The following is a 26540-nucleotide window of genomic DNA, read 5'->3' on the forward strand; positions in this document are numbered from 1 at the left end:
CGGTGGCGGGCTTGAGGGTTCCTTTGCCTGTACCGGCCCTTTCGCGGGTAAACCCGCTCCTACAGGACTGTACGGACCCTTGTAGGAGCGGGTTTACCCGCGAAAGGGCCAGCACAGGCTAAAGGCAGCAGCCCTGCCCCACGCAACCCTTACTTCAGTACAGCCAGCGCTGCATCGTAGTTTGGCTCGTCAGCGATTTCGCCAACCAGCTCGCTGTGCAGCACGTTGTCGTTCTCGTCCAGCACCACCACGGCGCGGGCAGCCAGGCCGGCCAGCGGGCCGTCGGCAATGGCAACGCCGTAGTTTTCGAGGAACTCGCGGCCACGCAGGGTCGACAGGTTCTTCACGTTTTCCAGGCCTTCGGCACCGCAGAAGCGCGCCTGGGCAAACGGCAGGTCGGCGGAGATGCACAGCACCACGGTGTTGGCCACATCGTTGGCCTGGGCGTTGAACTTGCGCACGGAGGTGGCGCAGGTTGGGGTGTCGACGCTCGGGAAGATGTTCAGCACCTTGCGCTTGCCGGCGTAATCCTTCAGCGACTTGTCAGCCAGGCCTTCACCGACCAGGGAGAATGCCGGAGCCTGGGCGCCGATTTTCGGCAGTTCGCCTTTGACCTGAACCGGGCCGCCTTTGAGAGTCACTTGAGCCATGACGAAATCCTTATGCTGTGTTTGAAAAGGACACCGAGTTAAGCATGAAGGCGGCCGGGTGCCTATGGGGTCAGGTGAAATTGTTCTATTGCCGGACAATTTTTGTGGACAAAAAAATGCCCAGGTTGCGACAAGCGACCCGGGCATTCTTTATTTCTGGCAGCGAATCAGCCCAGCAGGCCGTACACCACCGAGGTCAACGCAACCAGGCCGACCACCACAACGAACACGTTGGAGGCCGCACCGCTGTACTTGCGCATCGACGGTACACGGTGGATGGCGTACATCGGCATCAGGAACAGCAGCACCGCGAGGATCGGGCCGCCGAGCGATTCGATCATGCCGAGGATGCTCGGGTTGAGGGTGGCAACGATCCAGCACACCACCAGCATCAACGCGGCTACCACGCGGTCCAGGGTCTTGGCACCCGGGCGTGCGCCGGTCTTGGCGATAATACCCTTCAGGCCTTCGCTGGCGCCGATGTAGTGGCCCAGGAACGACTTGGCGATGGCTACGAAGGCGATCAGCGGCGCCGCGAACGCGATGGTCGGGTTGCTGAAGTGGTTGGCCAGGTACGACAGGATCGACAGGTTCTGTGCCTTGGCTTCGGCCAGCTGGGCGCTGCTCAGGGTGAGCACGCAGCTGAACACGAAGAACAGCACCATCACCACCATCAGCAGGTGGGCACGGCGCAGGATCTGGCCGCTGCGCTCATCGGCGTGCTCGCCGTAGCGGCGTTTCTGGTCAACGGCAAAGGCCGAAATGATCGGCGAGTGGTTGAACGAGAACACCATCACCGGAATGGCCAGCCACAGGGTGTGCAGGAAGGCCGAGGCCGGCGGCACCTGGGTGGCGCTGTCGAGGATGCCACCGGTCCAATGCGGCACCAGGTACAGGCCCAGCAGCGCCAGGGCGACGATGAACGGGTACACCAGCAGGCTCATGACCTTGACCGTGGCCTGCTCGCCGCAGCGCACGATGGCCAGCAGGCCGAGGATCAGCACAAACGACAGGATGGCCCGCGGTGGCGGCGCCATGTGCAGCTGGTGCTCCATGAAGCTGGACACGGTGTTGGTCAGCGCCACGCTATAGATAAGCAGGATCGGGAAGATCGCGAAGAAGTACAGCACGGTGATCGAAGCACCGGCGGTGCTGCCGAAGTGCTCCTTGACCACCTCGGTGATGTCGCCGCCATTGCGCCCGGAGAGCACGAAACGGGTCAACCCGCGGTGGGCGAAATAGGTCATCGGGAAGGCCAGAACGGCGAGGATCATCAGCGGCCAGAAGCCACCGAGGCCGGCGTTGATGGGCAGGAACAAGGTTCCGGCGCCAATGGCTGTGCCAAACAGGCCCAGCATCCAGGTGGTGTCGTGACGCGCCCAGCTGCCGAGGGTGGCGGGGGTCGATTCTACAAAGCGTTGTTCAACGCTTGGGGCCTGCTCATTCATTCCGGGTGAAGCTCCACTCGCAAGACTGTAACAGGCTGAGAATGGCGAAACAGTGCCTTCGCCCAACTCAACCGGAAAAGAGGGGCGCGATTGTGCACGGAAAGGTTGCACTTGCGAAGCCCTTTTCCGAGGGGCGGTTGCACTTGTCTTTACAAGCAGGCTACACCGGTAGGCAAAGGAGATAATTGTGGGAGCGGCCGCGCTCCCACAGGAGGGGCCGCGCAGGGCCCCTTGAGGTGTTACTTCTGAACAGCAGCGAACGCTTCGGCAACCTGTTGCAAGTTGGCCGGGCGCAGGCCGGACATGCACACGCGGCCGCTGTCGATCAGGTACACGCCAAACTCGTCACGCAGGCGGCGCACTTGCTCGACGCTGAAGCCGGTGTAGCTGAACATGCCGCGCTGACGCAGGAAGAACTGGAAGTCCTGGCCTGGCAGCAGCACGGCCAGGGCATCGACCAGCGCCTGGCGCATGTCGAGGATACGCTTGCGCATCACTTCGACTTCCTCGGCCCACTGGGCGTTGAGGGCGGTATCGCTGAGCACGCCTGCAACCAGCTGAGCGCCAAAGTTGGGCGGGCTGGAGTAGTTGCGGCGCACGGTTGCCTTGAGCTGGCCAAGCACGCTCTGGGCAGTGGCGTCATCGTCGCAGACCACCGACAGGCCCCCTACCCGCTCGCCGTACAGCGAGAAAATTTTCGAGAACGAGTTGCTGACCAGGCACGGCACGCCGGCGCGGGCCATTTCGCGGATGGCGTAGGCGTCTTCCACCAGGCCTTCGGCGAAGCCTTGGTAGGCGATGTCGAGGAACGGGATCAGCTGACGCGCCTTGACCACTTCGACCACTTGTTGCCACTGGTTTTGCGTAAGGTCGGCGCCGGTGGGGTTGTGGCAGCACGGGTGCAGCAGTACCACGCTGTTGGCCGGCAGGGTCTGCAGGGTGGCCAGCATGCCGTCGAAGTCCACGCCACGGGTGGCCTGGTCAAAATACGGGTAGGTGTGCACCTTGAAGCCGGCGCCTTCGAAGATGGCGCGGTGGTTGTCCCAGGTCGGGTTGCTGACCCAGACTTCAGCCTGCGGGAAGTAACGCTTGAGGAAGTCGGCACCGACTTTCAGGGCGCCGGAGCCACCCACAGTCTGCACAGTGGCCACACGGCCGCCAGTCACGGCCGGGTGATCGGCACCGAACAGCAGCGCCTGGATGGCCTGGCGGTAGCTGGCCAGGCCTTCCATCGGCAAGTAAAGGGACGCTTCGTGGTCCTGGCCGGCAATGCGTTTTTCCACCGCATCCACAGCCGCCAGTTGCGGCACTACGCCAGCCTCATCGTAATACAGGCCGATACTCAGGTTGACCTTGTCGGCGCGCGGGTCGGCCTTGAAGGTTTCCATCAGCGAGAGGATCGGGTCGCCGGCATAGGCATCGACATGTTTGAACACAGCGTGCAGCTCCTTGGATCAGGACAGTTCGAAAAGGCAGACCTGAGCATACCCGGAGTGTGCGCTCAGGAACATCCACTATTGTGCAAGGTTGTCTATGCAACATTGCATGGCTTGAAATTGGCTTGCCAATACCGGCCTCTTCGCGGGTAAACCCGCTCCCACAGAAATATCACTGCCCTTGAAACCTGTGCAGTACCTGTAATCGATGGACTCGCCCCCGCCGAGGCATCACAGTGCCACGGTGGCGTTCAAAGAAGCCAACGGCAGCGAGGGCGAGACCATGAAAAAGCATAGTTCGAAGCACGATCCCCTGTCTTCCACTGATGTGGAGCTTTGCACAACCATCTGCGTAGACCTGGCCAAACAGGTCTTCCAGTTAGCAGGCGAGGATGCTGCCGGTCGGGTGATCTACGAAGATCGCATCAAATCACGGCAGGCTTTCCATGATTTCCTGCTCAAGCTGCCAGCGACAGTGACCGTCTTGATGGAATGCGGTCCAGGTGCACAAGCCTGGGCCAGGCTGCTGCAGACCCAAGGTAATCCGGTTCGCATCCTGCCTGCGCAACGAGTGGCCGAACACCGCAGCGGCGCGAAGAACGACCGAAACGACGCCCATGCCATTTTGCGTGCCGGTCGCGATACCAGCATTGCCTCGATACCGATCAAGAGCACCACAGCATTGGCAATTCAAGCGTTGCACCGTGTCCGACGCGGCAGCATCAAGCGGCATACAGCACTGGGCAATCAGATACGTGGCTTGCTGCTTGAGCATGGCGTGTCGATGCCCCAAGGCGATGCCGCGATCAGTGCGCATGTACCGCGAGCTCTTGAGGATGCCACCTTGCCCCTGCCTGATTTGTTGCGCGAGTTGCTCGATGAGCTGCTGGCTGACTGGCTCTATCTAGGTGAGCGCATTGCGGTGCTGAGTAGGCGGCTCGAAGCAACAGCCCAGGAAGATGAGGTCGCACAGCGGCTGACCACCATTCGTGGCGTCGGCCCAATCATTGCCACGGCAATCGTGGCGAAACAGACGGAGCCCAGCCGCTTCGCCAGTGGCCGAATGTATTCTGCTTTCTTCGGTATCGTGCCCGACCAGCACAGCAGCGGAAACAAAATCAGACTGGGCAGGATGAGCAAGCGAGGTGACGGCTACATACGCAGCCTGATGATCCAAGGCGCGCATGCTGTCTTGAGTCAGCTGAGGCCTGATTCCGATCAGCCAGACGATCGCCGCCTCTTGCGCTGGCTGTCCCGCCTTGGGCGCAAGGAGGCGGCGATCAGGCTGGCTAATCGAAATCTGCGCATTATCTGGGCCCTGTTACAGAGCAATCAGGTTTACCAACGCAAACCGAACAACAACTCGGAGGCTGCTATGAGCCTCTGACCAACCGAGCAATGCCACCGGGGCGCCGAGCGCTCCAACCCCTGCTAGTGAACATTGACCTTTGGTAAGACCGTCGCAGACAGATGCCTCCGCTCCTACAGGCCTGATGTACTGGCCTCAATGTAAACGGCACGCTGCGAGCTCACCACGATGTTGGCCAGAAGCGAAAAGCTTCCTCGAATAGGCCTGATACATAGATGCAACCGGGCTCCTATGTTCAAAAGCAGCTAGACAGTGTGGGCGAGTCCATACATAGGAGCGGGTCCACCCGCGAAAGGGCCGGGTCAGCCAAGCAGCTCTTTCAGGCCTTGCAACTCTTGCTCGGTCACCGCCACGCCCTCCTCCTCGGCCACCTCACGCTCGCGGTAACGCCGCTCGCCCGGCATGCGCGTAAGCCCCACCGCCTGCATCTGCTCCACCAGTTCGCGGCTGCGCTGGGCAAACCGCTCACCTTCGGCCTTGCCGGGGTCGATGACGATAATCAGCTGCCCGGTCCAGGGTGTCTTCGCCCCCGGGTGGCCCGACCAGTCGAACTCCCAGGAGAAATTGCCCCCGGTCAGCGCCGCCGCCAGCAACTCGACCATCATCGACAACGCCGAACCCTTGTGCCCGCCAAACGGCAGCAAGGCGCCGCCTTCGAGAATGGCCAAGGGGTCGGTGGTCGGTTCGCCATTGGCATCCACGCCCATGCCTTCCGGCAGTTGCTGGCCGGCACGCGCGGCAATCTGCACATCACCGTGGGCCATGGCACTGGTGGCCATGTCGAAGACGATCGGATCGTGTTCGGCACAAGGCGCAGCAAAAGCGATGGGGTTGGTACCGAACAGTGGCTTGCGCGCGCCGTGCGGCACCACGCAGGTCATGCTGTTGACCACGCTCAGGGCCACCAGGCCCTCTTCGGCGAACGGCTCTACATCCGGCCACAGCGCGGCGAAGTGGTGCGAGTTGTGGATCGCCAGCACGGCAATACCCGCGTTGCGCGCTTTGGCTACCAACAGCTCACGGGCGGCCGCCAGCGCCGGCTGGGCAAAGCCGCCCGCGGCATCAACGCTTACATAGCCGGCCGCCACATCGCTGACCTTCGGCGTGGCCTGGCCATCGACCCAACCGCTGGCCAAGGTCGAGACGTAGCCAGGCATACGGAACACGCCGTGGCTGTGAGCACCATCGCGCTGGGCGCTGGCGCAGTTGTAAGCCAGCACCCGGGCCACGCTCTCGCTGCAGTCATGGCGCTGAAAAATGGCCTGCAACAGGCCCTGCAGCTCGGTAAAAGGCACACGCACGACGGCGCTGGTGGAAGGTGCGGACATCTGAAGCTCCTTGTTGGTATTGGAATGGCTACAGCGTTGCAACGACAAAAACTTTCCGGCATGTGACAGCAATCTGTCAAATGTTGACTTGATGACAGAAAACATTCATTTTCTTCCCAAGCCTTACCCCTGGAGCCGCAGCATGAGCCAACCGATCAAGCAACGCCTGGAAAACAGCCTCGAAGGGGCCGCTGCCTCGGGTCGCACGATCGCCACCTACATGCTCGCCAACCTGCACGAACTGCCGTTCCAGACCTCGGCCAGCATTGCCGCCAAGCTGGGCGTCAGCGAATCCAGCGTCGGGCGTTTCTGCCGCTCACTCGGTTATGCCCACCTCAAGGCGCTTAAGCAAGACCTGCAGAACGACCTGGGCGATGGCCCATGGCTGGTAGGTGACCGCCTGCAAGATTACCGCCAGAACCAGGACGCCAGTGACAACGCCGGCAGCCTGGAGCTGGAAATCGCCGCCTTGATGCGCGTGCACGAGTACCGCCAGAGCCCGACCTGGCACAGCGTAGCGCAGCGCCTGGCGAGCAAGCCGCGGGTATTCATCGCCGGCTTCCAGACCGAGCGCGGCATCGCCATGTGCATGAGCCACCTGCTGCAGTACCTGCGCGATGGCGTGCAACTGGTGGACATCAGCGCCGGGCACTTCGGCGAGGTGCTGCTGGGGCGTGCCGAAGACAGCGCCCTGGTGGTGTTCGAGGCGCGCCGTTATTCCCGCCACGCCCTGCTGCTGTGCCAAAAGGCACGCGAGGCGGGCATTGCTGTCACCCTGGTGACCGACACCTTCTGTGACTGGGCCGATGCCAACGCCGACGAGGTGTTCCGCATCCCCACCGAGTTCAATCTGTTCTGGGAATCCACCTCGACGATGCTGTCGTGGGTGCACCTGATGGTCAACGAGGTCTGCAAGAAACTCGGGCCTGATGTTGAAAAACGCTTGGAAGCGACTGCCGCTCTACATAACGAATTCGTCGGCTACACCTCGTGGCCGACGGGCAAACAACAATAGCAAGAGTGCAATGAGGTGCGAGATGAACAAGACCATGGCCTTGGTGGGTGCGTGTGCCCTGCTGCTGACGGGCGCCGCCAGTGCCGAAACCCTGCGCTTCGCCACCGAGGGTGCCTACCCGCCCTTCAACTATGTAGACGCCGATAACAAGCTGCACGGCTTCGATATCGACATCACCCATGCCCTGTGCGAACAGATGAAAGTCGAGTGCACGCTGGTGGCCCAGGACTGGGAAGGCATCATCCCCGCCCTGATGGCGCGCAAGTACGACGCCGTCGTCGCGTCGATGATCAATACCGAAGAACGGCGCAAGAAAATCGCCTTCACCGACCACTACTACCGCACCCCGCTGACCGTTGCAGTCGCCAAGGACAGCAAGATCGACAGCGCCCAGACCGACTTCGTCGGCTACACCGTCGGTGCCCAGTCGTCATCCACCCAGGCTATTTATGCCGAAGACGTGTACGGCAAGGCCGGCGCCGATGTGAAGCTGTACCCGACCATGGACGAAGCCAACGCCGACCTGGCCGCCGGGCGCCTGGACGGGGTAATTGCGGACAAGTTCCCGCTGCACGAGTGGATGACCAAGAACGGCGGGGATTGCTGCAAGATCCTCGGCGACGTGGCTGATACCAAGGCCGATGCGTCCATCGCCGTGCGCAAGGACGACGAAGCCCTGCGCCAGCGCCTGAACACCGCGCTGCAACAGATCGTGGCCAACGGCACGTACCAGAAGATCGCCAGCAAGTATTTTGCTTTCGATATCTACAACTGATCTTCAGGAAGTTTTGCGAAACCCCTGTGGGAGCGGCCTTGCGTCGCGATAGGGCCGCCTAGCGGCCCCGGCAAACTCTGCAAGTTGCATAAATTCTGGGGCCGCTACGCAGCCCTTTCGCGACGCAAGGCCGCTCCCACAAAGGCCGCATAACCTGCCCAAGAGGTTCGTCATGCTCGATCAATTGTCCTTGCTGTCCTTCGCCAGCGGAGGCTGGGGCCAGGCGCTGCTGGCCGGCGCCCTGGTTACCGTTTCACTGGCCCTGGCCTGCCTGCCCATCGGCCTGCCGCTGGGCCTGGTAGTCGCACTGGCGGCGCGCTCGCGCAAGCGCCTGCCACGGGCCTGGGCCACCACCTTCTCCACGGTGTTCCGCGGCCTGCCCGAACTGCTGACACTGCTGATCATCTATTACGGCTGCCAGATCGCCGCGCAGAAAATCCTCGCGGCCATGGGCTACCAGGGTGAATTCCTGATCAACACCTTCCTCGCCGCGATGATTGCCTTCAGCCTGGTGTTCGCCGCGTTCTCCAGCGAGATCTGGCTGGCGGCGTTCAAAACCCTGCCCAAGGGCCAGCTGGAGGCCTGCTCGGCGCTGGGCCTGAGCAAACGCACTGCCTTCTTCAAGGTGCTGCTGCCACAACTGACCCGTATCGCCCTGCCCGGCCTGTCGAACAACTGGTTGTCGCTGCTCAAGGACACCTCGCTGGTGTCGACCATTTCGCTGGTCGACCTGATGCGCCAGACCAACCTGGCCGTCAGCGTGACCAAGGAGCCGATGTTCTTCTATGGCGTCGCCTGCGTGGGTTACCTGCTGTTCGCAGCGCTTTCCGGGCGCGTGTTCGCCTTCATCGAACGGCGCAGTAACCGCCACCTGCTGGGAGCACGGGCATGAGCTTCGAACAACTGCTGGCACTGGTACTCGACCCCGACCTGCTGGAACGCTACGGCCCGCGCTTTCTCGACGGCCTGCTGGTAACCGCCAAACTGGTGGCGATTTCATTCACCCTGGGGGCCGTGCTCGGCCTGTTGCTGGCCCTGGCGCGCATGTCGCGCAGCCTGCTGCTGCAACGCCTGGCTGCCGGCTACGTGTACTTCTTCCGCGGTTCGCCCCTGCTGGCTCAGCTGTTCCTGCTGTACTACGGCCTGGGTTCGCTCAAGGGCTTCTGGCAGGACGTCGGCCTGTGGTGGTTTTTCCGCGAGGCGTGGTTCTGCACCTTGCTGGCCTTCACCCTGAACACCGCTGCCTACCAGGCGGAGATCTTCCGCGGCAGCCTGATGGCCGTCGCGCCGGGGCAGCATGAAGCGGCGCGGGCGCTGAACCTGAAGCGCTCGACCACCTTTTTCAAGGTGATTCTGCCGCAGTCGTTGCTGGTGGCCATCGGCCCGCTGGGCAACGAACTGATCCTGATGATCAAGGCCAGCGCAATTGCCTCGCTGGTGACCATCTACGACCTGATGGGCGTGACCAAACTGGCCTTCTCGCGCAGTTTCGACTTCCAGATCTACCTGTGGGCCGCCGTGCTCTACCTGGTGATCGTCGAACTGGTGCGGCGCCTGCTGAAACACCTGGAAGGCCGCCTGGGCCGCCACCTGAACTGACCGAAGGATACGTTCCATGCATTGCCAGACCCTTGTCCTCGGCGCCGGCATCGTCGGCGTCAGCACCGCCCTGCACTTGCAGGCCCGCGGGCGCCAGGTCCTCCTGATCGACCGCGATGAACCCGGCAGCGGCACCAGCCACGGCAACGCCGGGCTGATCGAGCGCTCCAGCGTCATCCCCTACGCCTTCCCCCGGCAGTTCGGCGCCTTGTTGCGCTACGGCCTGAACCGCCAGCCCGACGTGCGCTACAGCCTGGCGCACCTGCCCAAGGCCGCGCCGTGGCTGTGGCGCTACTGGCGCCAGTCGGCGCCCGGGCGCCTGGCCGGGGCCGCCGCCGACATGCTGCCGCTGGTGCAGCGCTGCGTCGAAGAACACGACGCGCTGATCAAAGCCGCCGGCCTTGAAGGGCTGGTGCAGGCCAAAGGCTGGATCGAAGTGTTCCGCGACCCGGCCCTGTTCGAGCAGGCCAAGGCCGACGCCAAGGGCCTGAGCCGCTATGGCCTGCAATTTGAAATCCTCGAATGCGGGCAGCTGCAGGCCCGCGAGCATCAGCTGGACGCCACCGTGGTCGGCGGCATCCACTGGCTCGACCCCAAGACCGTGAACAACCCCGGCGCCCTCACCCGCGGCTATGCGGCACTGTTCCAGCAGCGCGGCGGGCAGTTCGTGCATGGTGATGCGCGCAGCCTGCGCCAGGCCAACGGTAAATGGCGGGTAGAGACCCGCCGTGGCCCGATCACCGCCGACGAGGTGGTTGCCTGCCTCGGCCCGCAGTCGGCCGACCTGTTCAGCGGCCTGGGCTACCAGATTCCGCTGGCGATCAAACGCGGCTACCACATGCACTACAGCACCCGTGACGGCGCGACGCTTGAGCATTCAATCTGCGACACCCAGGGTGGCTACGTGCTGGCGCCAATGGCGCGCGGTGTGCGCCTGACCACCGGCATCGAGTTCGACGCCAGCAGCGCGCCGGGCAACCAGATTCAGCTGGGCCGCTGCGAGGCCCTGGCACGCAAGCTGTTCCCGGCATTGGGCGAGCGCCTGGACGACACCCCTTGGCTGGGCCGCCGCCCGTGCCTGCCCGACATGCGCCCGGTCATCGGCCCGGCAGCGCGCCACCCGGGGCTGTGGTTCAACTTTGGCCACGCCCACCACGGCCTGACCCTGGGCCCGGTCAGCGGCCGACTGGTGGCCGAGCTGATCACCGGCGAGCGCCCATTCACCGACCCCGCGCCTTACAGCGCGACCCGTTTCGACTGAACCCACGCGGGAGAAAAACAACATGACCGCACCACTGAGCCTTGCAAGCCTTGCCCCCGAGCCCGATCCACGCCCGGTGCTGATCCGCATCGAAGGCCTGAACAAGCACTACGGCGCTTTCCAGGTGCTGCACAACATCGACCTGCAGGTGCGCGAAGGCGAACGCATCGTGCTGTGTGGGCCGTCCGGCTCGGGCAAGTCGACCCTGATCCGCTGCATCAACCGCCTGGAGGTGGCCCAGCAGGGCAACATCCAGGTGGACGGCATCGACCTGGCGGCCACCACCCGTGAAGCGGCGCAGGTACGCAGCGACATCGGCATGGTGTTCCAGCATTTCAACCTGTTCCCGCACATGAGCGTGCTCGACAACTGCCTGCTGGCCCCCACCAGCGTGCGCGGGCTGTCGCGCAAGGACGCCGAAGAACGGGCGCGCATGTACCTGAGCAAGGTGGGTATCGAAAGCCAGGCGCACAAGTACCCAAGCCAGCTGTCCGGTGGCCAGCAGCAGCGCGTGGCGATTGCCCGGGCACTGTGCATGAAGCCGCGGATCATGCTGTTTGACGAGCCTACTTCGGCACTGGACCCGGAAATGGTCGCCGAGGTGCTGGATGTACTGGTGCAACTGGCCGGCACGGGCATGACCATGCTCTGCGTCACCCATGAAATGGGCTTTGCCCGGCAAGTGGCCGAGCGGGTGCTGTTCCTTGAGGGTGGGCAGATCATCGAAGACAGCCCGCCGCAGGTGTTCTTCAACCAGCCGCGTACCGAGCGCGCCAAGGCGTTCCTGGCGCAGATACTGCACTGAAACCTGCGCCGGCCTCTTCGCGGGTAAACCCGCTCCCACAGGTGTGTCACAGATCCTGAGGGCCAAGGTAATCCTGTGGGAGCGGGTTTACCCGCGAAGAGGCCGGCACAGGCAGCACTTCATTGCACCGCTGCAAAGACCCAACTGCATCGTTAAATATTATTGACCGACACCCCCGCCAAACCCACGCCGCCACAGGCCCGCATCGGTTTCAGCCCCCAAAAACCGGTGCATTCCCCGCGTTAAAGCCGTCTTCCGTCGTTTGACATATCGAACGGCTCTGGCAAGCTATCTACATGCCCCGACCGGAATCGTCGCCTCTGACGAGCCGGCAGTGCTCGGAGCTTCAGGCTGCACTCAGGGCCCCGCGCCGTGCACCTGCACAACAACGACAGGCTGAACCTGTCCCAAGGTGACATATGTCCAACAGCAACATTGGCAACAAACAACCTTCCCTGCGCAAACCCGTCGTCCTGATGACCATGGGCAGCCAAGAGCGCAAAGGCCATGACTATCAGGTCATGACCCACAAATACATTACCCCGCTGGTCGAGTTCTCCGATTGCGTCCCGGTACTGGTGCCCACCTGCTGCGGCACTGAAGACCTCGACACCTATCTGGACATGGCCGACGGCGTGTACCTGACCGGCGCCGGCAGCAACATCGACCCGGCCCTGTACGGCCAGGAGAATGAAACCCCGGGCAAGGGCCAGGACCAGAACCGCGACCTGTTCGACATCCCGCTGGTGAAAGCGGCGATCAAGCGTGGCCTGCCGATCTTCGGTATCTGCCGTGGCATGCAGGAAATCAACGTGGCCCTGGGTGGCGACATCTACCAGAAGGTGTACGCCGAGCCTGGCTTCAACGACCACCGGGAAAACCCGGAAGACCCGGTTGAAGTGCAGTACGCCCAGGTACATGGCGTGAAGATCAAGCCGGGCAGCTGGCTGCGTGACACCCTGGGTACCGACGAAATTCGCGTCAACTCGCTGCATGGCCAAGGCCTGCGCACCCTCGGCGCCGGCATCGAAGCCATCGCCCTGGCCGAAGACGGCCTGGTCGAGGCCATCCACGCCCCGAGCATTTCGCCCTTCCTGTTCGCGGTGCAGTGGCACCCGGAGTGGCAAGCTGCGAAGAACCCAGATTCGATCAAGATGTTCCAGGCCTTCGGCGATGCGTGCCGTGCCCAGGTACGCAAGGCGCAAATCAAGCGCCAGCACGCTGCCTGACCTTCAGTTTCCTCTGCTTTGATCGCGGGGCGGCGCAAGGCCGCCCCCGTTTCCCCGGTCACCCTCTGCTGGTCCCAGAACACTTCCCGTGGAATCGGGCGGCGGCCTTGTGCCTGTCTCCGCGATCGTTTTTTTCCTCTCCCCTCAAGAGATACGATGACTGGCATGTGCTCGCCATGTCATTTCCAGCGCCTGTGAGATCGAGCGCCGCCCGCGCGGCGCATCGCGAGCTGCGCTCGCTCCTACGTTTGTTTCAAGCCAGTTATTCCTGTGGAATTTGCGCGCGTACGCTTTGGTGCATGGCGTGATATCGCGTTGAACACAAGGCGGTCGCGCGTGCTTGTCACAGGCGTTACTGGCCCGAAACAAACGTAGGAGCGAGCGCAGCTCGCGATGCGCCGCGCGGGCGGCGCTCGATTTATGCCCCACCACAAATCTTCAGGCAGGCGCCTACAAAATTTTTTGCGGGGGGACTAGTCATCGCACCAGTTGTACGATAACTTACCTCCAACGCAAAACAACACCCTTCACCCAAGCGCCACAGGATGCCTACAACAATGAATCCACAAGAACTTAAATCCATCCTCTCCCACGGCCTGCTGTCTTTCCCGGTCACCGACTTCAACGCCCAGGGCGACTTCAACCCGGCTGGCTACATCAAGCGCCTGGAATGGCTCGCCCCGTATGGCGCCAGCGCCCTGTTCGCCGCTGGCGGCACCGGTGAGTTCTTCTCCCTGGCCGCCAGCGAGTACAGCCAGGTGATCAAGACTGCCGTCGATACCTGCGCTACCTCGGTACCTATCCTCGCAGGTGTTGGTGGCTCCACCCGCCAGGCCATCGAATACGCACAGGAAGCCGAGCGCCTGGGTGCCAAGGGCCTGCTGCTGCTGCCGCACTACCTGACCGAAGCCAGCCAGGACGGTGTCGCCGCCCACGTCGAAGCCGTGTGCAAATCGGTGAAGATCGGTGTGGTGGTGTACAACCGCAACGTCTGCCGCCTGAATGCCGACCTGCTGGAAAAACTGGCCGAGCGCTGCCCGAACCTGATCGGCTACAAGGATGGCTTGGGTGATATCGAGCTGATGGTGTCGATCCGTCGCCGCCTGGGCGACCGTTTCAGCTACCTGGGTGGCCTGCCGACCGCTGAAGTGTATGCTGCGGCCTACAAGGCCCTGGGCGTGCCGGTGTACTCCTCCGCGGTGTTCAACTTCGTACCAAAGACCGCCATGGACTTCTACAACGCCATCGCCCGTGACGACCACGCCGCCGTGGCCAAACTGATCGACGATTTCTTCCTGCCGTACCTGGACATCCGTAACCGCAAGGCCGGCTACGCCGTGAGCATCGTCAAGGCCGGTGCCAGGATTGCCGGTTACGACGCAGGCCCGGTGCGTACCCCGCTGACCGACCTCACCGCAGAAGAGTACGAGATGCTCGCCGCGCTGATGGACAAGATGGGCCCGCAGTAAGCGTCGCCCGCGGCCTGCCAAGTGCCGCGCCCGGAGTGGGCCAGCCCCGCTCCGGTTACAATTCGTGAGCCCGCACAAAAATAACTAGTGGGAGTATTGCCAGCATGCAAGCGACTAAGAAGACGCATGTGCGCTACCTGATCCTGTTCATGCTGTTCCTGGTGACCACGATCAACTATGCCGACCGCGCTACCATCGCAATCGCAGGTTCCAGCCTGCAGAAAGACCTCGGCATTGACGCCGTTACCCTCGGTTATATCTTCTCCGCCTTTGGATGGGCTTACGTGGCTGGCCAGATTCCTGGTGGCTGGCTGCTCGATCGCTTCGGTTCCAAGAACGTCTACGCCTTCAGCATCTTCACCTGGTCGCTGTTCACACTGTTGCAGGGTTTTGTCGGTGGCCTGCCGGTTGCCTGGGCGGTTGTCACCCTCTTCACCTTGCGCTTTCTGGTTGGCTTCGCCGAAGCCCCGTCGTTCCCGGGCAACGCACGCATCGTCGCCGCCTGGTTTCCGACTCAGGAGCGCGGCACTGCCTCAGCCATCTTCAACTCGGCGCAGTACTTCGCTACGGCGCTGTTCGCCCCGATCATGGGCTGGATCGTATTCAGCTTCGGCTGGGAGCACGTGTTCGTGGTCATGGGTGCACTGGGCATCGTGTTCTCCATGGTGTGGCTGAAAACCATTCACAACCCGCGCCAACACCCACGCATCAGCCAAAGCGAGCTTGAGCACATCGAGCAGAACGGCGGCCTGGTGGACATGGACCAGAAGCGCGGCAACGACGGCCCGAAATGGGGCTACGTCAAGCAACTGCTGACCAGCCGCATGCTGCTGGGCGTGTACCTGGGCCAGTACTGCATCAACGCCATCACCTACTTCTTCCTCACCTGGTTCCCTGTGTACCTGGTGCAGGAACGTGGCATGACCATCCTCAAGGCCGGCTTCATCGCCTCGCTGCCAGCGGTCTGCGGTTTCATTGGTGGCGTGCTGGGTGGCGTGATCTCCGACTGGCTGCTGCGCCGTGGCAACTCGCTGACCTTCTCGCGCAAACTGCCGATTGTGTGCGGCCTGCTGCTGTCGACCACCATGGTGTTCTGCAACTACGTCGACGCCGAGTGGATGGTGGTTGGCTTCATGACCCTGGCATTCTTCGGCAAAGGCATTGGCGCGCTGGGCTGGGCGGTGGTGGCAGACACCTCGCCCAAGCAGATCGCCGGGCTGTCCGGTGGCCTGTTCAACACCTTCGGCAACATCGCCTCGATCACCACCCCTATCGTGATCGGCTACATCATCAGCGCCACCGGCTCGTTCAAGTGGGCGCTGGTGTACGTGGGTGCCAACGCCCTGGTAGCCGTGTTCAGCTACCTGGTGATCGTCGGCCCGATCAAGCGTATCGAGCTGCGCGAAGATGCCCCAAAGCCACAGGCTGAGCCTGCCGCCAACGGCGATCTGGCCAGCTCGCGCCACTGAGTGAACACGCCCGCGCCGGGGCAACCGGTGCGGGCGGATGTACAAAAAAGCCTGAGAACCTGACAAGTAGGGCCCAAACATGCAGTTGATCGAACATTCCGACTCGCCCCGCTACGTCCGCCTGCACGACGACGATAATGTCGTGGTGGTGGTCAACGACGGCGGCCTGGGCGAAGGCGCCCGCTTTGCCGACGGCCTGACCCTGGTCGAAGGCGTGCCACAAAGCCACAAGGTGGCCACCGTGGCCATCGCCAAGGGAGAGCCCGTGCGCCGCTACGGGCAAATCATCGGCTACGCGCTGGAAGACCTGCGCCAGGGCAGCTGGGTGCAGGAAAGCCAGCTGGCCATGCCGGCCGCCCCCGAGCTGGACAGCTTGCCGCTCTGCGACGCCGTCCCACAACCGCTGCCGCCGCTCGAAGGCTTCACGTTCGAGGGCTACCGCAACGCCGACGGCACCGTCGGCACCCGCAACATCCTGGGTATTACCACCACCGTGCAGTGTGTAACCGGCGTGCTGGAGCATGCGGTCAAGCGCATTCGCAGCGAACTGCTGCCCAAATACCCCAACGTCGATGACGTGGTGGCCATCACCCACAGCTACGGCTGCGGCGTGGCCATCAACGCGCGCGACGCCTACATCCCGATCCGCACCGTACGCAACCTGGCGCGCAACCCCAACCTGGGTGGCGAGGCCCTGGTCATCAGCCTTGGCTGTGAAAAGCTGCAAGCCGGCCAGGTGATGCACGACAACGACCCTTCGGTAGACCTCAGCGACCCGTGGCTGTACCGCCTGCAGGACGCCAGCCTGGGCTTTGTGGAAATGATCGAGCAGATCATGGAACTGGCCGAAACCCGCCTGAAGAAGCTCGACCAGCGCCGTCGCGAAACCGTACCGGCCAGCGAGTTGATCCTTGGCATGCAGTGCGGTGGCAGCGATGCGTTCTCGGGCATCACCGCCAACCCGGCGCTGGGCTACGCCGCCGACTTGCTGGTACGCGCCGGCGCTACCGTGCTGTTCTCGGAAGTGACCGAGGTGCGCGACGCCATCTACATGCTGACCTCACGCGCCGAAAACCAGGAGGTGGCCGGTGCCTTGATACGCGAAATGGACTGGTACGACCGCTACCTGCAACAAGGCGCCGCCGACCGCAGCGCCAACACGACGCCGGGCAACAAGAAAGGTGGCCTGTCCAATATCGTCGAGAAGTCGCTGGGGTCGATCGTCAAGTCCGGCAGCGGCGCCATCCAGAGTGTGCTCGGCCCAGGCGAGCGGGTAACACGCAAGGGCCTGATCTTCTGCGCCACCCCGGCCAGCGACTTCGTCTGCGGCACCTTGCAACTGGCCGCCGGTATGAACCTGCATGTGTTCACCACCGGCCGAGGCACCCCCTACGGGCTGGCCATGGCGCCAGTGGTCAAGGTGTGCACGCGCACCGAACTGGCCCAGCGTTGGCCCGACCTGATCGATATCGACGCCGGGCGCATCGCCACAGGCCGTTCGACCATCGAAGAGCTGGGCTGGGAACTGTTCCATTACTACCTGGACGTGGCCAGCGGCCGCAAGCAGACCTGGGCCGAGCAGCACCGGCTGCACAACGACATCACCCTGTTCAACCCGGCACCGATTACCTGATGCCCCGGGCTAACTCGATCATAGAACTCCCCTCTTTCCCTGTGGGAGCGGGCATGCCCGCGAACACCGGCAAAGCCGGTGCCATGTACCGGGTTGCCTGCTTCGCGGGCGCGCCCGCTCCCACAGGTCATGTGACAACCCGCCAGATTGCCTTTCAACCTACAGGAGCACCCCATGCCTGAAATCCTCGGCCACAACTTCATCGCCGGCCAGCGCAGCGCCGCTGGCCCACAGCGCCTGCAGAGCCTGGACGCCAGCACTGGCGAAGCCCTGCCCTTCAGCTTCGCTCAAGCCACAGAGGCCGAAGTAGACCAGGCCGCCAAGGCCGCCGCTGCCGCCTTCGCTGCGTTCCGCCAGCTGGCCCCGGCCCGCCGCGCCGAATTCCTCGACGCCATTGCCGCCGAACTGGACGAACTGGACGACGCCTTCGTCGCCATAGTCTGCCGCGAAACCGCCTTGCCCGCTGCCCGCATTCAAGGCGAGCGTGGCCGCACCAGCGGCCAGATGCGCCTGTTCGCCCAGGTACTGCGCCGTGGTGATTACCTGGGTGCGCGTATCGACCTGGCCTTGCCCGAGCGCCAGCCGCTACCGCGGGTGGACCTGCGCCAGATGCGCATTGGCGTCGGCCCGGTCGCCGTGTTCGGTGCCAGCAACTTCCCGCTGGCCTTCTCTACCGCCGGCGGTGACACCGCAGCTGCACTGGCTGCCGGCTGCCCGGTGGTGTTCAAGGCGCACAGCGGCCACATGGCCACCGCCGACCTGGTGGGTTGCGCCATCGTGCGCGCCGCCGAACGCACCGGCATGCCCAAGGGCGTGTTCAACATGGTGTTCGGTGGTGGTGTCGGCGAGTGGCTGGTCAAGCACCCGGCCATCCAGGCCGTCGGCTTCACCGGCTCGCTCAAAGGCGGCGACGCCCTGTGCCGCATGGCTGCCGAGCGCCCGCAGCCGATTCCAGTGTTCGCCGAGATGTCCAGCATCAACCCGGTCATCATCCTGCCAGCCGCCCTGGCCAAACGTGGCGAGGCCATCGCCCGCGAACTGGCCGGCTCGGTGTGCATGGGTGCCGGGCAGTTCTGCACCAACCCGGGGTTGGTGATCGGCCTGCAATCGCCACAATACAGCCAGCTTCTGTCTGAACTTGGCCAGCACGTGGAGCAGCAGGCCGGGCAAACCATGCTCAACGCGGGTGGCCTGCGCAGCTACGTTGGCGGCCTTGAGCACCTGCAAGCCCATACCGGTATCGAGCACCTGGCCGGCCAGGCACAGGAAGGCAGCCAGGCCCGCGCCCAGCTGTTCAAGGCCGATGCCCGCCTGCTGGTCGAGTCTGACCCGCTGCTGCAGGAAGAAGTGTTCGGCCCTACCACAGTCGCCGTAGAAGTGCGGGACGACCAACAACTGCGCGCCGCCCTGCTGGGCCTGCGGGGCCAACTGACCGCTACCCTGATCGGCGAAGCGGAAGATTTCGAGGCTTACGCCTGGTTGGTGCCGTTGCTGGAGGAGAAGGTCGGGCGCATCCTGATCAATGGCTACCCGACCGGTGTCGAAGTGTGTGAAGCCATGGTCCACGGCGGGCCTTACCCTGCGACCTCGGACGCCCGCGGTACTTCGGTCGGCACCTTGGCCATCGACCGCTTCCTGCGGCCGGTGTGCTACCAGAACTACCCGCAGGCGTTGCTGCCTGAGGCACTGCGCGATGGCAACCCACTGGGGCTGCGTCGGCTGGTGAATGGGCAATGGAGTGATGAGGCGGTCTGACTGATGGCCTGAAACAAGAAAGCCCCGCACATGGCGGGGCTTTTCTTTTGCCTGTACCGACCTCTTCGCGGGCATGCCCGCTCCCACAGGGATCACCTTATCCCTGAGGGTGTAGTGATACTTGTGGGAGCGGGCGAGCCCGCGAAGAGGTCGGTACAGGTCACAAAGGCCTCAGACCCCTTGCGCCTCAGCCTCTTCATGCACCTGACGCAAGCGCTCCCGGCTATTGCTCAGGTGCATGCGCATGGCCATCTTCGCCCCTTCGCTGTCACGCCGGGCGATTGCTTCATAAATCGCCTCGTGCTCATGCATCAACCGGCTCATGTAATGCGCCTGGTCATCACGGGCCAGCCGCGCCGAGTTCACCCGGGTGCGCGGGATGATGCTGGTGCCCAGGTGGTTGATGATGTCGGCGAAGTAGTGGTTGCCGCTGGCCTGGGCAATGCGCAGGTGGAACTGGAAGTCCGCCGACACCGCATCATTGGCATGGGCCGCCCCTTCGTTGAGTTCGTCCAGCGCCGCACGCATGCCCGCCAGCTCTTCATCGCTGCGCCGCTGCGCCGCCAGGCCCGCCGACTCGATCTCCAGGGCAATACGCAACTCCAGCACCGCCAGCACTTCACGCAGGGTGACCACCGTCGCCGGGTCGATGCGAAAGCCCCCCGACGCCGGCGCGTCCAGCACGAACGTGCCGATGCCATGGCGGGTCTCGACCTGCCCGGCGGCCTGCAGCCGCGAGATCGCCTCACGCACCACGGTGCGGCTGACGCCCTCTTCGACCATGATCTGCGATTCGGTCGGCAGCTTGTCGCCACGCTTGAGCTGGCCACTGCGGATGCGTTCGGTCAGCACTGTGACCAGTTCCTGGGCCAGACTACGCGGCTTGCGCCGGGTCCTTGCCTGTACCTGTTGCTCTGTCATTGCCCTGTATTTCACCTAGAAAGACAGCGCTCATCATAGCGCAAGCAGTTGTACGATCACATACACCCGGTGCGGTATTTCTTGCTCTCCCTCGCAAGCCACGCCTATGAAAAAGCCGGCGCAAGTGCTGGCCCAGAGCCCGCGCAAGCCTGTACTGTGCGCCTTTGCGCTTAGTCATCCATGGAAGGAAAATGCCGCATGAAACCCCTCGACCGCCTATTACTCGCCAGCGGCCTGCTGATACCCCTCTGGTTGCTGGCAGGTGTGTGGCTCACCGCCCAGGCTTACCCCGGCTATGACCACCTGCAACAGGCCATGAGCCAGCTCGGCGCCGTAGGCGCGCCAACCCACGGCTGGTCGCCACTGGTAAACAACTTCCCACTGGCCGCCCTGTTCGCGCTGTTTGCCTGGGGCCTGGCGCGGCGCTGGCGTGGTTCGAAACTGGCAATGCTGAGTGCGGCCCTGGTATTGCTGCATGGTGTCGGCAGCCTGGGCACCGGCTGGTTTCCCTGTGACCAAGGTTGCGCACCAGCGCAGCCGTCCACCTCACAGCAACTGCATAACCTGTCCGGCCTGCTGATGTTCCTTTCGCTGACCCTGGCCAGTGCCCTGTGGGCATGGCTGGGCAATCGCATTGCCGGCTCACGGGCCCTGGCGTTGTTCTCCCTGGCCTGCGTGGTGCTGGCGATCATTACCGTCGCACTGATGGGCCAGGCAGCGCAAAACGGCCAGCTATTCGGCCTGTATCAGCGCCTGAACTATGGTGTGTCGGTCCTCTGGGTTGCCAGCCTGGCCTGGGCGAGCCTGCGCAAGCCAGCCGCCCGCCCGCTGCGCATGGCCGTGGTCTGACGGCAAATTGCTGGCCCCCAGCATCGAAAAGCGAAGGCAAACTCCGTTCTCTTTCAGATGCTTAGGACAGCAACATGCGAGTATTTCTAGCAACGATGGCCGGTTGTATGCTGGCCGCGCTGGCTTTCGGCGCCCAGGCCCGGGCGCTGAGCCAGAATGATCGCCACACCTGCGGCTGGGGTGCGCAGATAGCCGCCGAGGCCCAGCAGGCCAAGCTTTCAGGGGTGACCTTGTATGCGACGCGCAAAAAGCTGCAGGTACGCAAATTCCCCAAGCCTTGGATGCGCATGACCGCCTTCGGCATTACCGAGCAGACCTATAACAGCCGTTCGCGACTCAAGCCTGCGGCGATCAGGCAGACTTACTATGAGCAGTGCGTTCAGCATGCCGTGGCTAAACGTTAATTACCTATTTATCAATAGCTTATGAGACAAACATGAAGCCCTCTAGGAGCAGCCTTGTGCTGCGAAGAGGCCGGTGCTGCGGGCCGCTTCGCAGCACAAGGCTGCTCCTACAAAGACCGTGTCCGCCAGGGGGCGCCAGCCCTGAAGCGGTCTTCCAGCCACGCCTTGAAGGCACCCATGGCCGCGGTGTTCAGCCGTGCTGTCGGGCGCACCAGATAAATGCCCGCCGCCACGTCTAGCTGCCATTGTGGCAGCACGCGCACCAGACGACCGCTGGCCAGGTCCTCGCCCATCAGCCAGTCGCCTCCGGCCAGAATCCCCACACCGCGCCGGGCCGCCTCCAGCAGCGCTTCGTTGTCATTGCTGCGTAGGCTACCGGCTACCTTGACGCTTATCTGCTGCTCGGCATTCATCAGTCGCCATTCAGGAAATGAACGTAAGCCACTGAAAACCAAGCAGTTATGATTAGACAAATCTTCCGGTATTGCGGGTACGCCCTGTTGAGCGAGGTACCGGGGCGACGCACAGAGGATACGCACGTGGTCGCACAGCTTGCTGGCCACCAGACGGTTGTCTGCCAGCTCACCGATACGAATGGCGGCATCGAACCCCTCGCCGATCAGGTCGACGAAACGGTCGGCATACTCGGCCTCCACCGTCACCTGCGGATAAGCCAGCACGAAGTCGGCCAGCATCCCGCTCAACCAGCGCCGCCCCATCGCCGCCGGCAATGCCAGGCGCAAGCGCCCGCGCACCGTTGCCGCACCCTCGGCAGCTTCCTGCTCCGCCTCGGCGATCAGCCGGTTGGCCTCGCGTACCTTGGCCACCAGCCGCTCGCCTTCATCGGTAAAGCGCAGCTGCCGCGTGCTGCGTTCCACCAGGCGAATGCCCAACCGCGCCTCCAGCGCACTCAGGCGCTTCGACAGCACCGTAGGGTGGCGCTCCAGCTGCCGCCCGGCAGCGGCAAACGAGCCCTGCTCGTGCAGGGCCAGCAAGGTGGCAAGTTCATCGGCGCGGCGACTGTCGAAAGCATCCATGGCTAAACTCGGTGGCAGGTTCGGGCATCAGGCCGTAAGGACCAGCGCGCCCTCCGACAACCCCTGCTCCAGGTCCCGGTGGGCCCTGGCCACTTCGGCCAGCGGGTAGCGACGCCAGACCCGAGGCTGGATGATACCCTCCGCGACGGCTGCCAGCACGTCGGCGGCGCGCTGCTGGTACTCCTCGACCGTGCGTGTATGTGCCGCCAGCGAGGGGCGGGTCACGTACAGCGAGCCCTTGGCATTGAGCGTGGCCACCTCGATCGCCGCCGGCGCACCGGAAGTGCCCCCAAACGATACCAGCAGGCCGCGCACCCGCAGGCTGTCCAGCGAAGCTTCCAGCGACACCTTGCCGACACAGTCATAGGCCACGTCCACGCCCTGCCCCTGGGTCAGCTTGCGCACTTCCCTGGCCAGCGTTTCCGCGTCGAACACCAGCACATGGTGGCAACCCGCCGCCTGGGCCCTGGCTACACTTTGCAGGCGTGATACCACACCAATCACTGTCGCCCCAAGATGTCGCGCCCAAGGCGCCATCAGCTGGCCCAAGGCACCGGCAGCACCGTACAGCAGCACCTGGGTACCCGGGCCCACAGCGTAGGTGGTTTTCAGCAAGTACTGCGCCGTGATGCCCTTGAACAGCACCGCTGCGGCGGCCTCATCCTCCAACTGCGGCGGCAGCTTGACCAGCCGTTCGGCCGGGAACAACCGGCCGCTGGCGTATGCGCCGACCGGCCCCATGGCATAGGCGACCCGGTCCCCCACCTGCACGTTGTGTACCCCATCACCGACGGCAGTAACCCGCCCGGCGCCTTCCAGCCCCAGGCCGGAAGGCAAGGCCAGGGGCGCACCGCCCTTGCGCTGCAACAGGTCCAGCGGGTTCACGCCCATGGCTGTCTGCTCCAGCCAGACCTGGCCGGGCCCTGGAGTTTGTGCTGATACGTGTTCAGGCTGCATGACGTCGGCGCTGCCGGTGCAATTGAGAGTGATACGGATAGCCATGTTCGAATCCTGCTTGATGAGTGTTCGAGTCAGGCTAATCAGGTAGGAAAAGTTGAACAATCAGGCGGGGTGCAGATGATTTCTGCACCCCTTGCAGCAATTCACTCAGCGCATTAGCAGCCTGTCAGCACCGTAGGGCGCCGCTCACCGGCGAAAAACAACGGGCGCAGGCGTACGCCGATCAGGTTGCCGGCATAAGCCGCTACCAGCCACAGCCAGCCATGCACGCTACCCGAGGCAATGCCACTGAAGTACGCGCCGATGTTGCAGCCATAGGCCAGGCGCGAACCGTAGCCCAACAGCAAGCCGCCGATGACTGCGGCAACCAGCGACGGCAGCGGGATTTTCAGGCTTGGCGCAAAGCGCCCTGCAAGGCCAGCCGCCAGCAACGCACCCAGCACGATGCCCAGGTCCATCACCGTGGTGATGTCTTGCCACAACGGCGAGGCCAAAGCCTTGGCATTGGCCGGCGCCTGCCAGAACACCCAGCTGCCGACATCCACGCCCAGGCCGTTGAGGGTTTTGGCACCCCACAAGGCGAAAGCCGAAGTAATGCCCCAAGGCCGCCCTGCCAGCACCAGGGTCGCGTAGTTGAGCAGTGCCAGAGCGATGGCACCCCACAGCAACGGCCAAGGGCCACGCAGGAAGCGACGCAGGCCCTGGTGTTCGCTGGCAACTGGCGCTTCCAGCGCGCCGTGCCGGCGCTTTTCCAGCACCACGGTGGCCCAGGCGATCAGCCCGAACACTGCCAGGCTCACCAGCAGCGCAGGCCCCACACCCCAGGCCTGAACGATCGAAGTTGCCGGGAACGACGGCAAGGCAAACCACCAGTCAGCGTGATGGGTGGCGGTTACAGAACCGATGATGAAGAACAGCAGGGTCACCAGCATGCGCGCATTGCCACCGCCCACGGTGAACAGCGTGCCCGAAGCGCAACCGCCACCCAGCTGCATGCCGATGCCGAAGATGAACGCACCGAACACGACCGAAACACCCGCCGGGGCCACCAGGCCGGTGACAGGGTTGCCGAACAGACTGCCCGCTGACAATGCCGGGAAGAACAGCAGCACGGCCAGGGCCAGCATGACCATCTGCGCACGCAAGCCCGCGCCACGGCGCTCGTTGATGAACACCCGCCACGCCGAGGTGAAGCCAAAGGCGGCGTGATACAAGGTCAGGCCGAGGGCTGCGCCAACAAGCAGCAGCAACACCTGCTTGAAGCCGGCATTCAGGTTGAGGAACCAGGCGCCTGCCAACAGCAGGGCCATGGCGATCAAAGGGGCGCCCAGGCGACGCGGTTCGGGTGTGGCAGTTGCGGAAAGACCCATCGGAGTACTCGGATAACCGTAAAACGGACGAAGAGTATACCCCCGACAGCTGACGCGCTCCTACAACGACCGTGTAAGGCGCAGGTATTTGTTAAGCTGATCTGAGTCGCCAGAATTAACCAAGGCCATTCACCCCATGGATGAACTGCGCAAGATCGACCTCAACCTGCTGCTGGCCCTTCACGCGCTGCTCAGCGAGAAACACGTGACCCGCGCCGCCCTGCGCCTGCACCGCAGCCAACCGGCGGTAAGCCACGCCCTGGCGCAGTTGCGCAAACACTTCGACGACCCCTTGCTGGTTCGCCAGAACGGCCGCATGGCGCTCACCACACTCGCCCAGTCGCTGGCCAGCCCGCTGCAGGATGCGCTGGGCAGCCTCAACGGCCTGCTCGCCACCCCCCAGTTCGACCCGGCCAAGGCCCAGCGTCGCTTCAGGCTGTCGCTGTCCGACTACTCGTCGCGCATTATCCTGCCACCCCTGATGCGCCATCTGCGCCAGGTCGCACCCGGGGTAGACCTGGCCATCAGCCAGGCCAGCCGCGAAACCATGCTGGCCCAACTGCTCGACGGTGAGCTTGACCTGGCCTTGGGCATCTTCCCGGACCAGCCCCAGGGCATCACCACCCAGCCGCTGTTTGCCGACAGCTTCATCAGCGTCGCCGACCGCCAGGTGCTGCCAGCCAGCGGCCGCTTGGCGCTGGAAGACTGGCTGGCGCGCCCGCATGTACTGATGGCCATGCGCCCGGACGCCTTCGATGAGATTGAACGTGCGCTGGCGGCCCAAGGCCTGCGCCGTCGAATTGCCCTGGCCTTGCCGCACTGGAGCGCAGCGGTGGAGGTACTGGCCGGTACCGACCTGATCCTTACCGTGGCCAGCCGCGCCGTAGGCTCACTGCACCCGCACACGGCGTTACGCCAGTTCGAGCCGCCGTTGGCAATCCCCTCGTTCGACTACCAGCAAGCCTGGCACAGCCGCAAAGACAACGACCCCGGGCATCGCTGGCTACGCGAAACCGTGTGGGCCTGCAGCCAACCGGGGGGCTGATCAACCTTCTGGCTGCTTCACCACCGCTGCGGCACCGGCCGGTGTCGCCGTCGTCCAGGTGCCCTGCACCAGCAGCACGCCACATAAAATCAGCACCACGCCTGCCAGCCTGGCCAGGTTGAGTGGCTTGCCAGCCAACCCCATTACACCAAAATGGTCGGCCAGCACTGCAGTGATGATCTGCCCTGCCACGACCAGTACCAGGAAGCCCGCCGCCCCCAGCCTAGGGATAAGTGCAGCAGCACCGGCCACATACAGAGCCCCCAGAACACCCCCTACCCACAGCCACCAAGGCCCCTGCAGCGCCTTGCCCATGTCCGGTGCGGGCACCCTGAGAACCAGCAGGGCAACAATCACCACCAGCGAACTCACCGTCAACGAGGTGAACGCCCCCCATAACCAGTGCCCCAATGCCCGGCCTACGGCAGCGTTAGCGGTGGCCTGAAAGGGCAATACGGCACCGGCAAACAACGCCAGGGCAAGCGGCAGAACCAACAGAAGCATGGATTTACTGAACATGGCCGTGCCTTTTCAACGTTTTGATGACCGTCATCATCGCGTAATGCACCAAGCTGATGGAAATCAAAATCATGCACATGAACTATTCGTAACATGCATGGAAACAGCCATGCAACGCAATAATTCAATCGCTGTCGCAGCCCTGTAACACAGGCACTATTGACTTACTAAGGCACCAAGATAAACTGCGCCTT

The 26540-nt window shown here is 63.5% G+C and carries 24 protein-coding genes; 15 read left to right on the forward strand and 9 right to left on the reverse strand.

Annotation, left to right across the window (positions count from 1 at the left end; genetic code table 11):
* Positions 1-149: 149 nt before the first annotated feature.
* The 3 genes from tpx to ABOC32_RS19600 form a co-directional block, all read right to left on the reverse strand.
* The gene (gene tpx, locus ABOC32_RS19590) at positions 150-650 is read right to left on the reverse strand and encodes a thiol peroxidase (protein ID WP_086974539.1); all 501 of its coding nucleotides are present in this window, start codon (positions 648-650) and stop codon (positions 150-152) included.
* Positions 651-817: 167 nt separating this feature from the next.
* Positions 818-2098: a serine/threonine transporter gene (locus ABOC32_RS19595; protein ID WP_426808480.1), complete on the reverse strand. Its 1281-nt coding sequence runs from the start codon at positions 2096-2098 to the stop codon at positions 818-820.
* 239 nt (positions 2099-2337) lie between these two features.
* A complete protein-coding gene (locus tag ABOC32_RS19600; RefSeq protein WP_086974536.1) occupies positions 2338-3534 on the reverse strand; it encodes an aromatic amino acid transaminase in 1197 nt (398 codons plus the stop codon).
* A gap of 328 nt (positions 3535-3862) precedes the next feature.
* Here ABOC32_RS19600 and ABOC32_RS19605 point away from each other — a divergent pair, with 328 nt between their 5' ends.
* A complete protein-coding gene (locus ABOC32_RS19605; RefSeq protein WP_426811631.1) occupies positions 3863-4921 on the forward strand; it encodes an IS110 family transposase in 1059 nt (352 codons plus the stop codon).
* A gap of 284 nt (positions 4922-5205) precedes the next feature.
* Here the strand turns inward: ABOC32_RS19605 and ABOC32_RS19610 are convergent, their stop codons facing one another.
* The gene (locus ABOC32_RS19610) at positions 5206-6231 is read right to left on the reverse strand and encodes an Ldh family oxidoreductase (RefSeq protein WP_426808481.1); all 1026 of its coding nucleotides are present in this window, start codon (positions 6229-6231) and stop codon (positions 5206-5208) included.
* Between the two features lie 142 nt (positions 6232-6373).
* Between ABOC32_RS19610 and ABOC32_RS19615 the strand changes: the two genes are divergently transcribed.
* The 11 genes from ABOC32_RS19615 to ABOC32_RS19665 all read left to right on the forward strand — a co-directional run bounded on the left by ABOC32_RS19615 (position 6374) and on the right by ABOC32_RS19665 (position 19241).
* A complete protein-coding gene (locus tag ABOC32_RS19615; protein WP_234227938.1) occupies positions 6374-7246 on the forward strand; it encodes a MurR/RpiR family transcriptional regulator in 873 nt (290 codons plus the stop codon).
* Between the two features lie 22 nt (positions 7247-7268).
* Entirely contained in the window at positions 7269-8021 is a 753-nt protein-coding gene (locus ABOC32_RS19620; protein ID WP_043196620.1) for a transporter substrate-binding domain-containing protein, read from the forward strand.
* A 172-nt stretch (positions 8022-8193) separates the two neighbouring features.
* Complete coding sequence (locus tag ABOC32_RS19625; RefSeq protein ID WP_043196623.1) at positions 8194-8913, forward strand: ABC transporter permease; 720 nt, start codon at positions 8194-8196, stop codon at positions 8911-8913.
* Entirely contained in the window at positions 8910-9620 is a 711-nt protein-coding gene (locus ABOC32_RS19630) for an ABC transporter permease subunit (protein ID WP_234227939.1), read from the forward strand. The genes ABOC32_RS19625 and ABOC32_RS19630 overlap by 4 nt, the downstream gene beginning before the upstream one ends.
* 16 nt (positions 9621-9636) lie before the next feature.
* Positions 9637-10881: an FAD-dependent oxidoreductase gene (locus tag ABOC32_RS19635; RefSeq protein ID WP_426808482.1), complete on the forward strand. Its 1245-nt coding sequence runs from the start codon at positions 9637-9639 to the stop codon at positions 10879-10881.
* Between the two features lie 22 nt (positions 10882-10903).
* Entirely contained in the window at positions 10904-11686 is a 783-nt protein-coding gene (locus ABOC32_RS19640) for an amino acid ABC transporter ATP-binding protein (RefSeq protein ID WP_063424647.1), read from the forward strand.
* Between the two features lie 419 nt (positions 11687-12105).
* Positions 12106-12915, forward strand: coding sequence for a gamma-glutamyl-gamma-aminobutyrate hydrolase family protein (locus ABOC32_RS19645; RefSeq protein WP_016487465.1), 810 nt, complete (start codon positions 12106-12108; stop codon positions 12913-12915).
* Positions 12916-13472: 557 nt separating this feature from the next.
* Positions 13473-14384, forward strand: a complete 912-nt coding sequence (kdgD, locus tag ABOC32_RS19650) for a 5-dehydro-4-deoxyglucarate dehydratase (RefSeq protein ID WP_086974529.1) — start codon at positions 13473-13475, stop codon at positions 14382-14384.
* A gap of 104 nt (positions 14385-14488) precedes the next feature.
* Entirely contained in the window at positions 14489-15853 is a 1365-nt protein-coding gene (locus ABOC32_RS19655) for an MFS transporter (RefSeq protein ID WP_426808483.1), read from the forward strand.
* A gap of 79 nt (positions 15854-15932) precedes the next feature.
* Positions 15933-17486, forward strand: a complete 1554-nt coding sequence (gene garD, locus ABOC32_RS19660; RefSeq protein ID WP_426808484.1) for a galactarate dehydratase — start codon at positions 15933-15935, stop codon at positions 17484-17486.
* 174 nt (positions 17487-17660) lie between these two features.
* Complete coding sequence (locus ABOC32_RS19665; RefSeq protein WP_426808485.1) at positions 17661-19241, forward strand: aldehyde dehydrogenase (NADP(+)); 1581 nt, start codon at positions 17661-17663, stop codon at positions 19239-19241.
* A gap of 171 nt (positions 19242-19412) precedes the next feature.
* On the opposite strand, the gene ABOC32_RS19670 is transcribed toward ABOC32_RS19665, so the two are convergent.
* Positions 19413-20162 carry a FadR/GntR family transcriptional regulator gene (locus ABOC32_RS19670; protein WP_016499305.1) on the reverse strand — a complete coding sequence of 250 codons (750 nt, stop codon included), beginning with the start codon at positions 20160-20162 and terminating at the stop codon, positions 19413-19415.
* 198 nt (positions 20163-20360) lie between these two features.
* On the opposite strand from ABOC32_RS19670, the gene ABOC32_RS19675 reads away from it, so the two are divergent.
* Together ABOC32_RS19675 and ABOC32_RS19680 are read left to right on the forward strand one after the other, a co-directional pair.
* Entirely contained in the window at positions 20361-21011 is a 651-nt protein-coding gene (locus ABOC32_RS19675) for a DUF998 domain-containing protein (protein ID WP_426808486.1), read from the forward strand.
* 74 nt (positions 21012-21085) lie between these two features.
* On the forward strand, positions 21086-21415 hold the full coding sequence (locus tag ABOC32_RS19680; protein ID WP_426808487.1) for a hypothetical protein: 330 nt from the start codon (positions 21086-21088) through the stop codon (positions 21413-21415).
* A gap of 107 nt (positions 21416-21522) precedes the next feature.
* Here the strand turns inward: ABOC32_RS19680 and ABOC32_RS19685 are convergent, their stop codons facing one another.
* The 3 genes from ABOC32_RS19685 to ABOC32_RS19695 form a co-directional block, all read right to left on the reverse strand.
* Positions 21523-22452, reverse strand: a complete 930-nt coding sequence (locus tag ABOC32_RS19685; protein ID WP_426808488.1) for a LysR family transcriptional regulator — start codon at positions 22450-22452, stop codon at positions 21523-21525.
* 27 nt (positions 22453-22479) lie between these two features.
* Positions 22480-23454, reverse strand: coding sequence for a quinone oxidoreductase family protein (locus tag ABOC32_RS19690; RefSeq protein ID WP_426808489.1), 975 nt, complete (start codon positions 23452-23454; stop codon positions 22480-22482).
* Positions 23455-23567: 113 nt separating this feature from the next.
* Positions 23568-24782: a YeeE/YedE family protein gene (locus tag ABOC32_RS19695; protein ID WP_426808490.1), complete on the reverse strand. Its 1215-nt coding sequence runs from the start codon at positions 24780-24782 to the stop codon at positions 23568-23570.
* 136 nt (positions 24783-24918) lie between these two features.
* Between ABOC32_RS19695 and ABOC32_RS19700 the strand changes: the two genes are divergently transcribed.
* Entirely contained in the window at positions 24919-25827 is a 909-nt protein-coding gene (locus ABOC32_RS19700) for a LysR family transcriptional regulator (protein ID WP_426808491.1), read from the forward strand.
* Here the strand turns inward: ABOC32_RS19700 and ABOC32_RS19705 are convergent, their stop codons facing one another.
* A complete protein-coding gene (locus ABOC32_RS19705; protein WP_105947464.1) occupies positions 25828-26346 on the reverse strand; it encodes a DMT family transporter in 519 nt (172 codons plus the stop codon).
* Positions 26347-26540 lie beyond the last annotated feature (194 nt).

Source organism: Pseudomonas sp. WOUb67, assembly GCF_050058005.1.
Lineage (GTDB): Bacteria > Pseudomonadota > Gammaproteobacteria > Pseudomonadales > Pseudomonadaceae > Aquipseudomonas > Aquipseudomonas putida_R.

Coding starts and splice junctions, on each gene's coding strand:
- ABOC32_RS19700 (WP_426808491.1), top strand. CDS start 24,919: ATGGATGAACTGCGCAAGATCGACCTCAACCTGCTGCTGGCCCTTCAC.
- ABOC32_RS19690 (WP_426808489.1), bottom strand. CDS start 23,454: ATGGCTATCCGTATCACTCTCAATTGCACCGGCAGCGCCGACGTCATG.
- ABOC32_RS19665 (WP_426808485.1), top strand. CDS start 17,661: ATGCCTGAAATCCTCGGCCACAACTTCATCGCCGGCCAGCGCAGCGCC.
- ABOC32_RS19635 (WP_426808482.1), top strand. CDS start 9,637: ATGCATTGCCAGACCCTTGTCCTCGGCGCCGGCATCGTCGGCGTCAGC.
- ABOC32_RS19680 (WP_426808487.1), top strand. CDS start 21,086: ATGCGAGTATTTCTAGCAACGATGGCCGGTTGTATGCTGGCCGCGCTG.
- ABOC32_RS19645 (WP_016487465.1), top strand. CDS start 12,106: ATGTCCAACAGCAACATTGGCAACAAACAACCTTCCCTGCGCAAACCC.
- ABOC32_RS19630 (WP_234227939.1), top strand. CDS start 8,910: ATGAGCTTCGAACAACTGCTGGCACTGGTACTCGACCCCGACCTGCTG.
- kdgD (WP_086974529.1), top strand. CDS start 13,473: ATGAATCCACAAGAACTTAAATCCATCCTCTCCCACGGCCTGCTGTCT.
- ABOC32_RS19655 (WP_426808483.1), top strand. CDS start 14,489: ATGCAAGCGACTAAGAAGACGCATGTGCGCTACCTGATCCTGTTCATG.
- ABOC32_RS19640 (WP_063424647.1), top strand. CDS start 10,904: ATGACCGCACCACTGAGCCTTGCAAGCCTTGCCCCCGAGCCCGATCCA.
- ABOC32_RS19695 (WP_426808490.1), bottom strand. CDS start 24,782: ATGGGTCTTTCCGCAACTGCCACACCCGAACCGCGTCGCCTGGGCGCC.
- ABOC32_RS19615 (WP_234227938.1), top strand. CDS start 6,374: ATGAGCCAACCGATCAAGCAACGCCTGGAAAACAGCCTCGAAGGGGCC.
- ABOC32_RS19675 (WP_426808486.1), top strand. CDS start 20,361: ATGAAACCCCTCGACCGCCTATTACTCGCCAGCGGCCTGCTGATACCC.
- ABOC32_RS19610 (WP_426808481.1), bottom strand. CDS start 6,231: ATGTCCGCACCTTCCACCAGCGCCGTCGTGCGTGTGCCTTTTACCGAG.
- tpx (WP_086974539.1), bottom strand. CDS start 650: ATGGCTCAAGTGACTCTCAAAGGCGGCCCGGTTCAGGTCAAAGGCGAA.
- ABOC32_RS19595 (WP_426808480.1), bottom strand. CDS start 2,098: ATGAATGAGCAGGCCCCAAGCGTTGAACAACGCTTTGTAGAATCGACC.
- ABOC32_RS19620 (WP_043196620.1), top strand. CDS start 7,269: ATGAACAAGACCATGGCCTTGGTGGGTGCGTGTGCCCTGCTGCTGACG.
- ABOC32_RS19625 (WP_043196623.1), top strand. CDS start 8,194: ATGCTCGATCAATTGTCCTTGCTGTCCTTCGCCAGCGGAGGCTGGGGC.
- ABOC32_RS19705 (WP_105947464.1), bottom strand. CDS start 26,346: ATGTTCAGTAAATCCATGCTTCTGTTGGTTCTGCCGCTTGCCCTGGCG.
- garD (WP_426808484.1), top strand. CDS start 15,933: ATGCAGTTGATCGAACATTCCGACTCGCCCCGCTACGTCCGCCTGCAC.
- ABOC32_RS19685 (WP_426808488.1), bottom strand. CDS start 22,452: ATGGATGCTTTCGACAGTCGCCGCGCCGATGAACTTGCCACCTTGCTG.
- ABOC32_RS19670 (WP_016499305.1), bottom strand. CDS start 20,162: ATGACAGAGCAACAGGTACAGGCAAGGACCCGGCGCAAGCCGCGTAGT.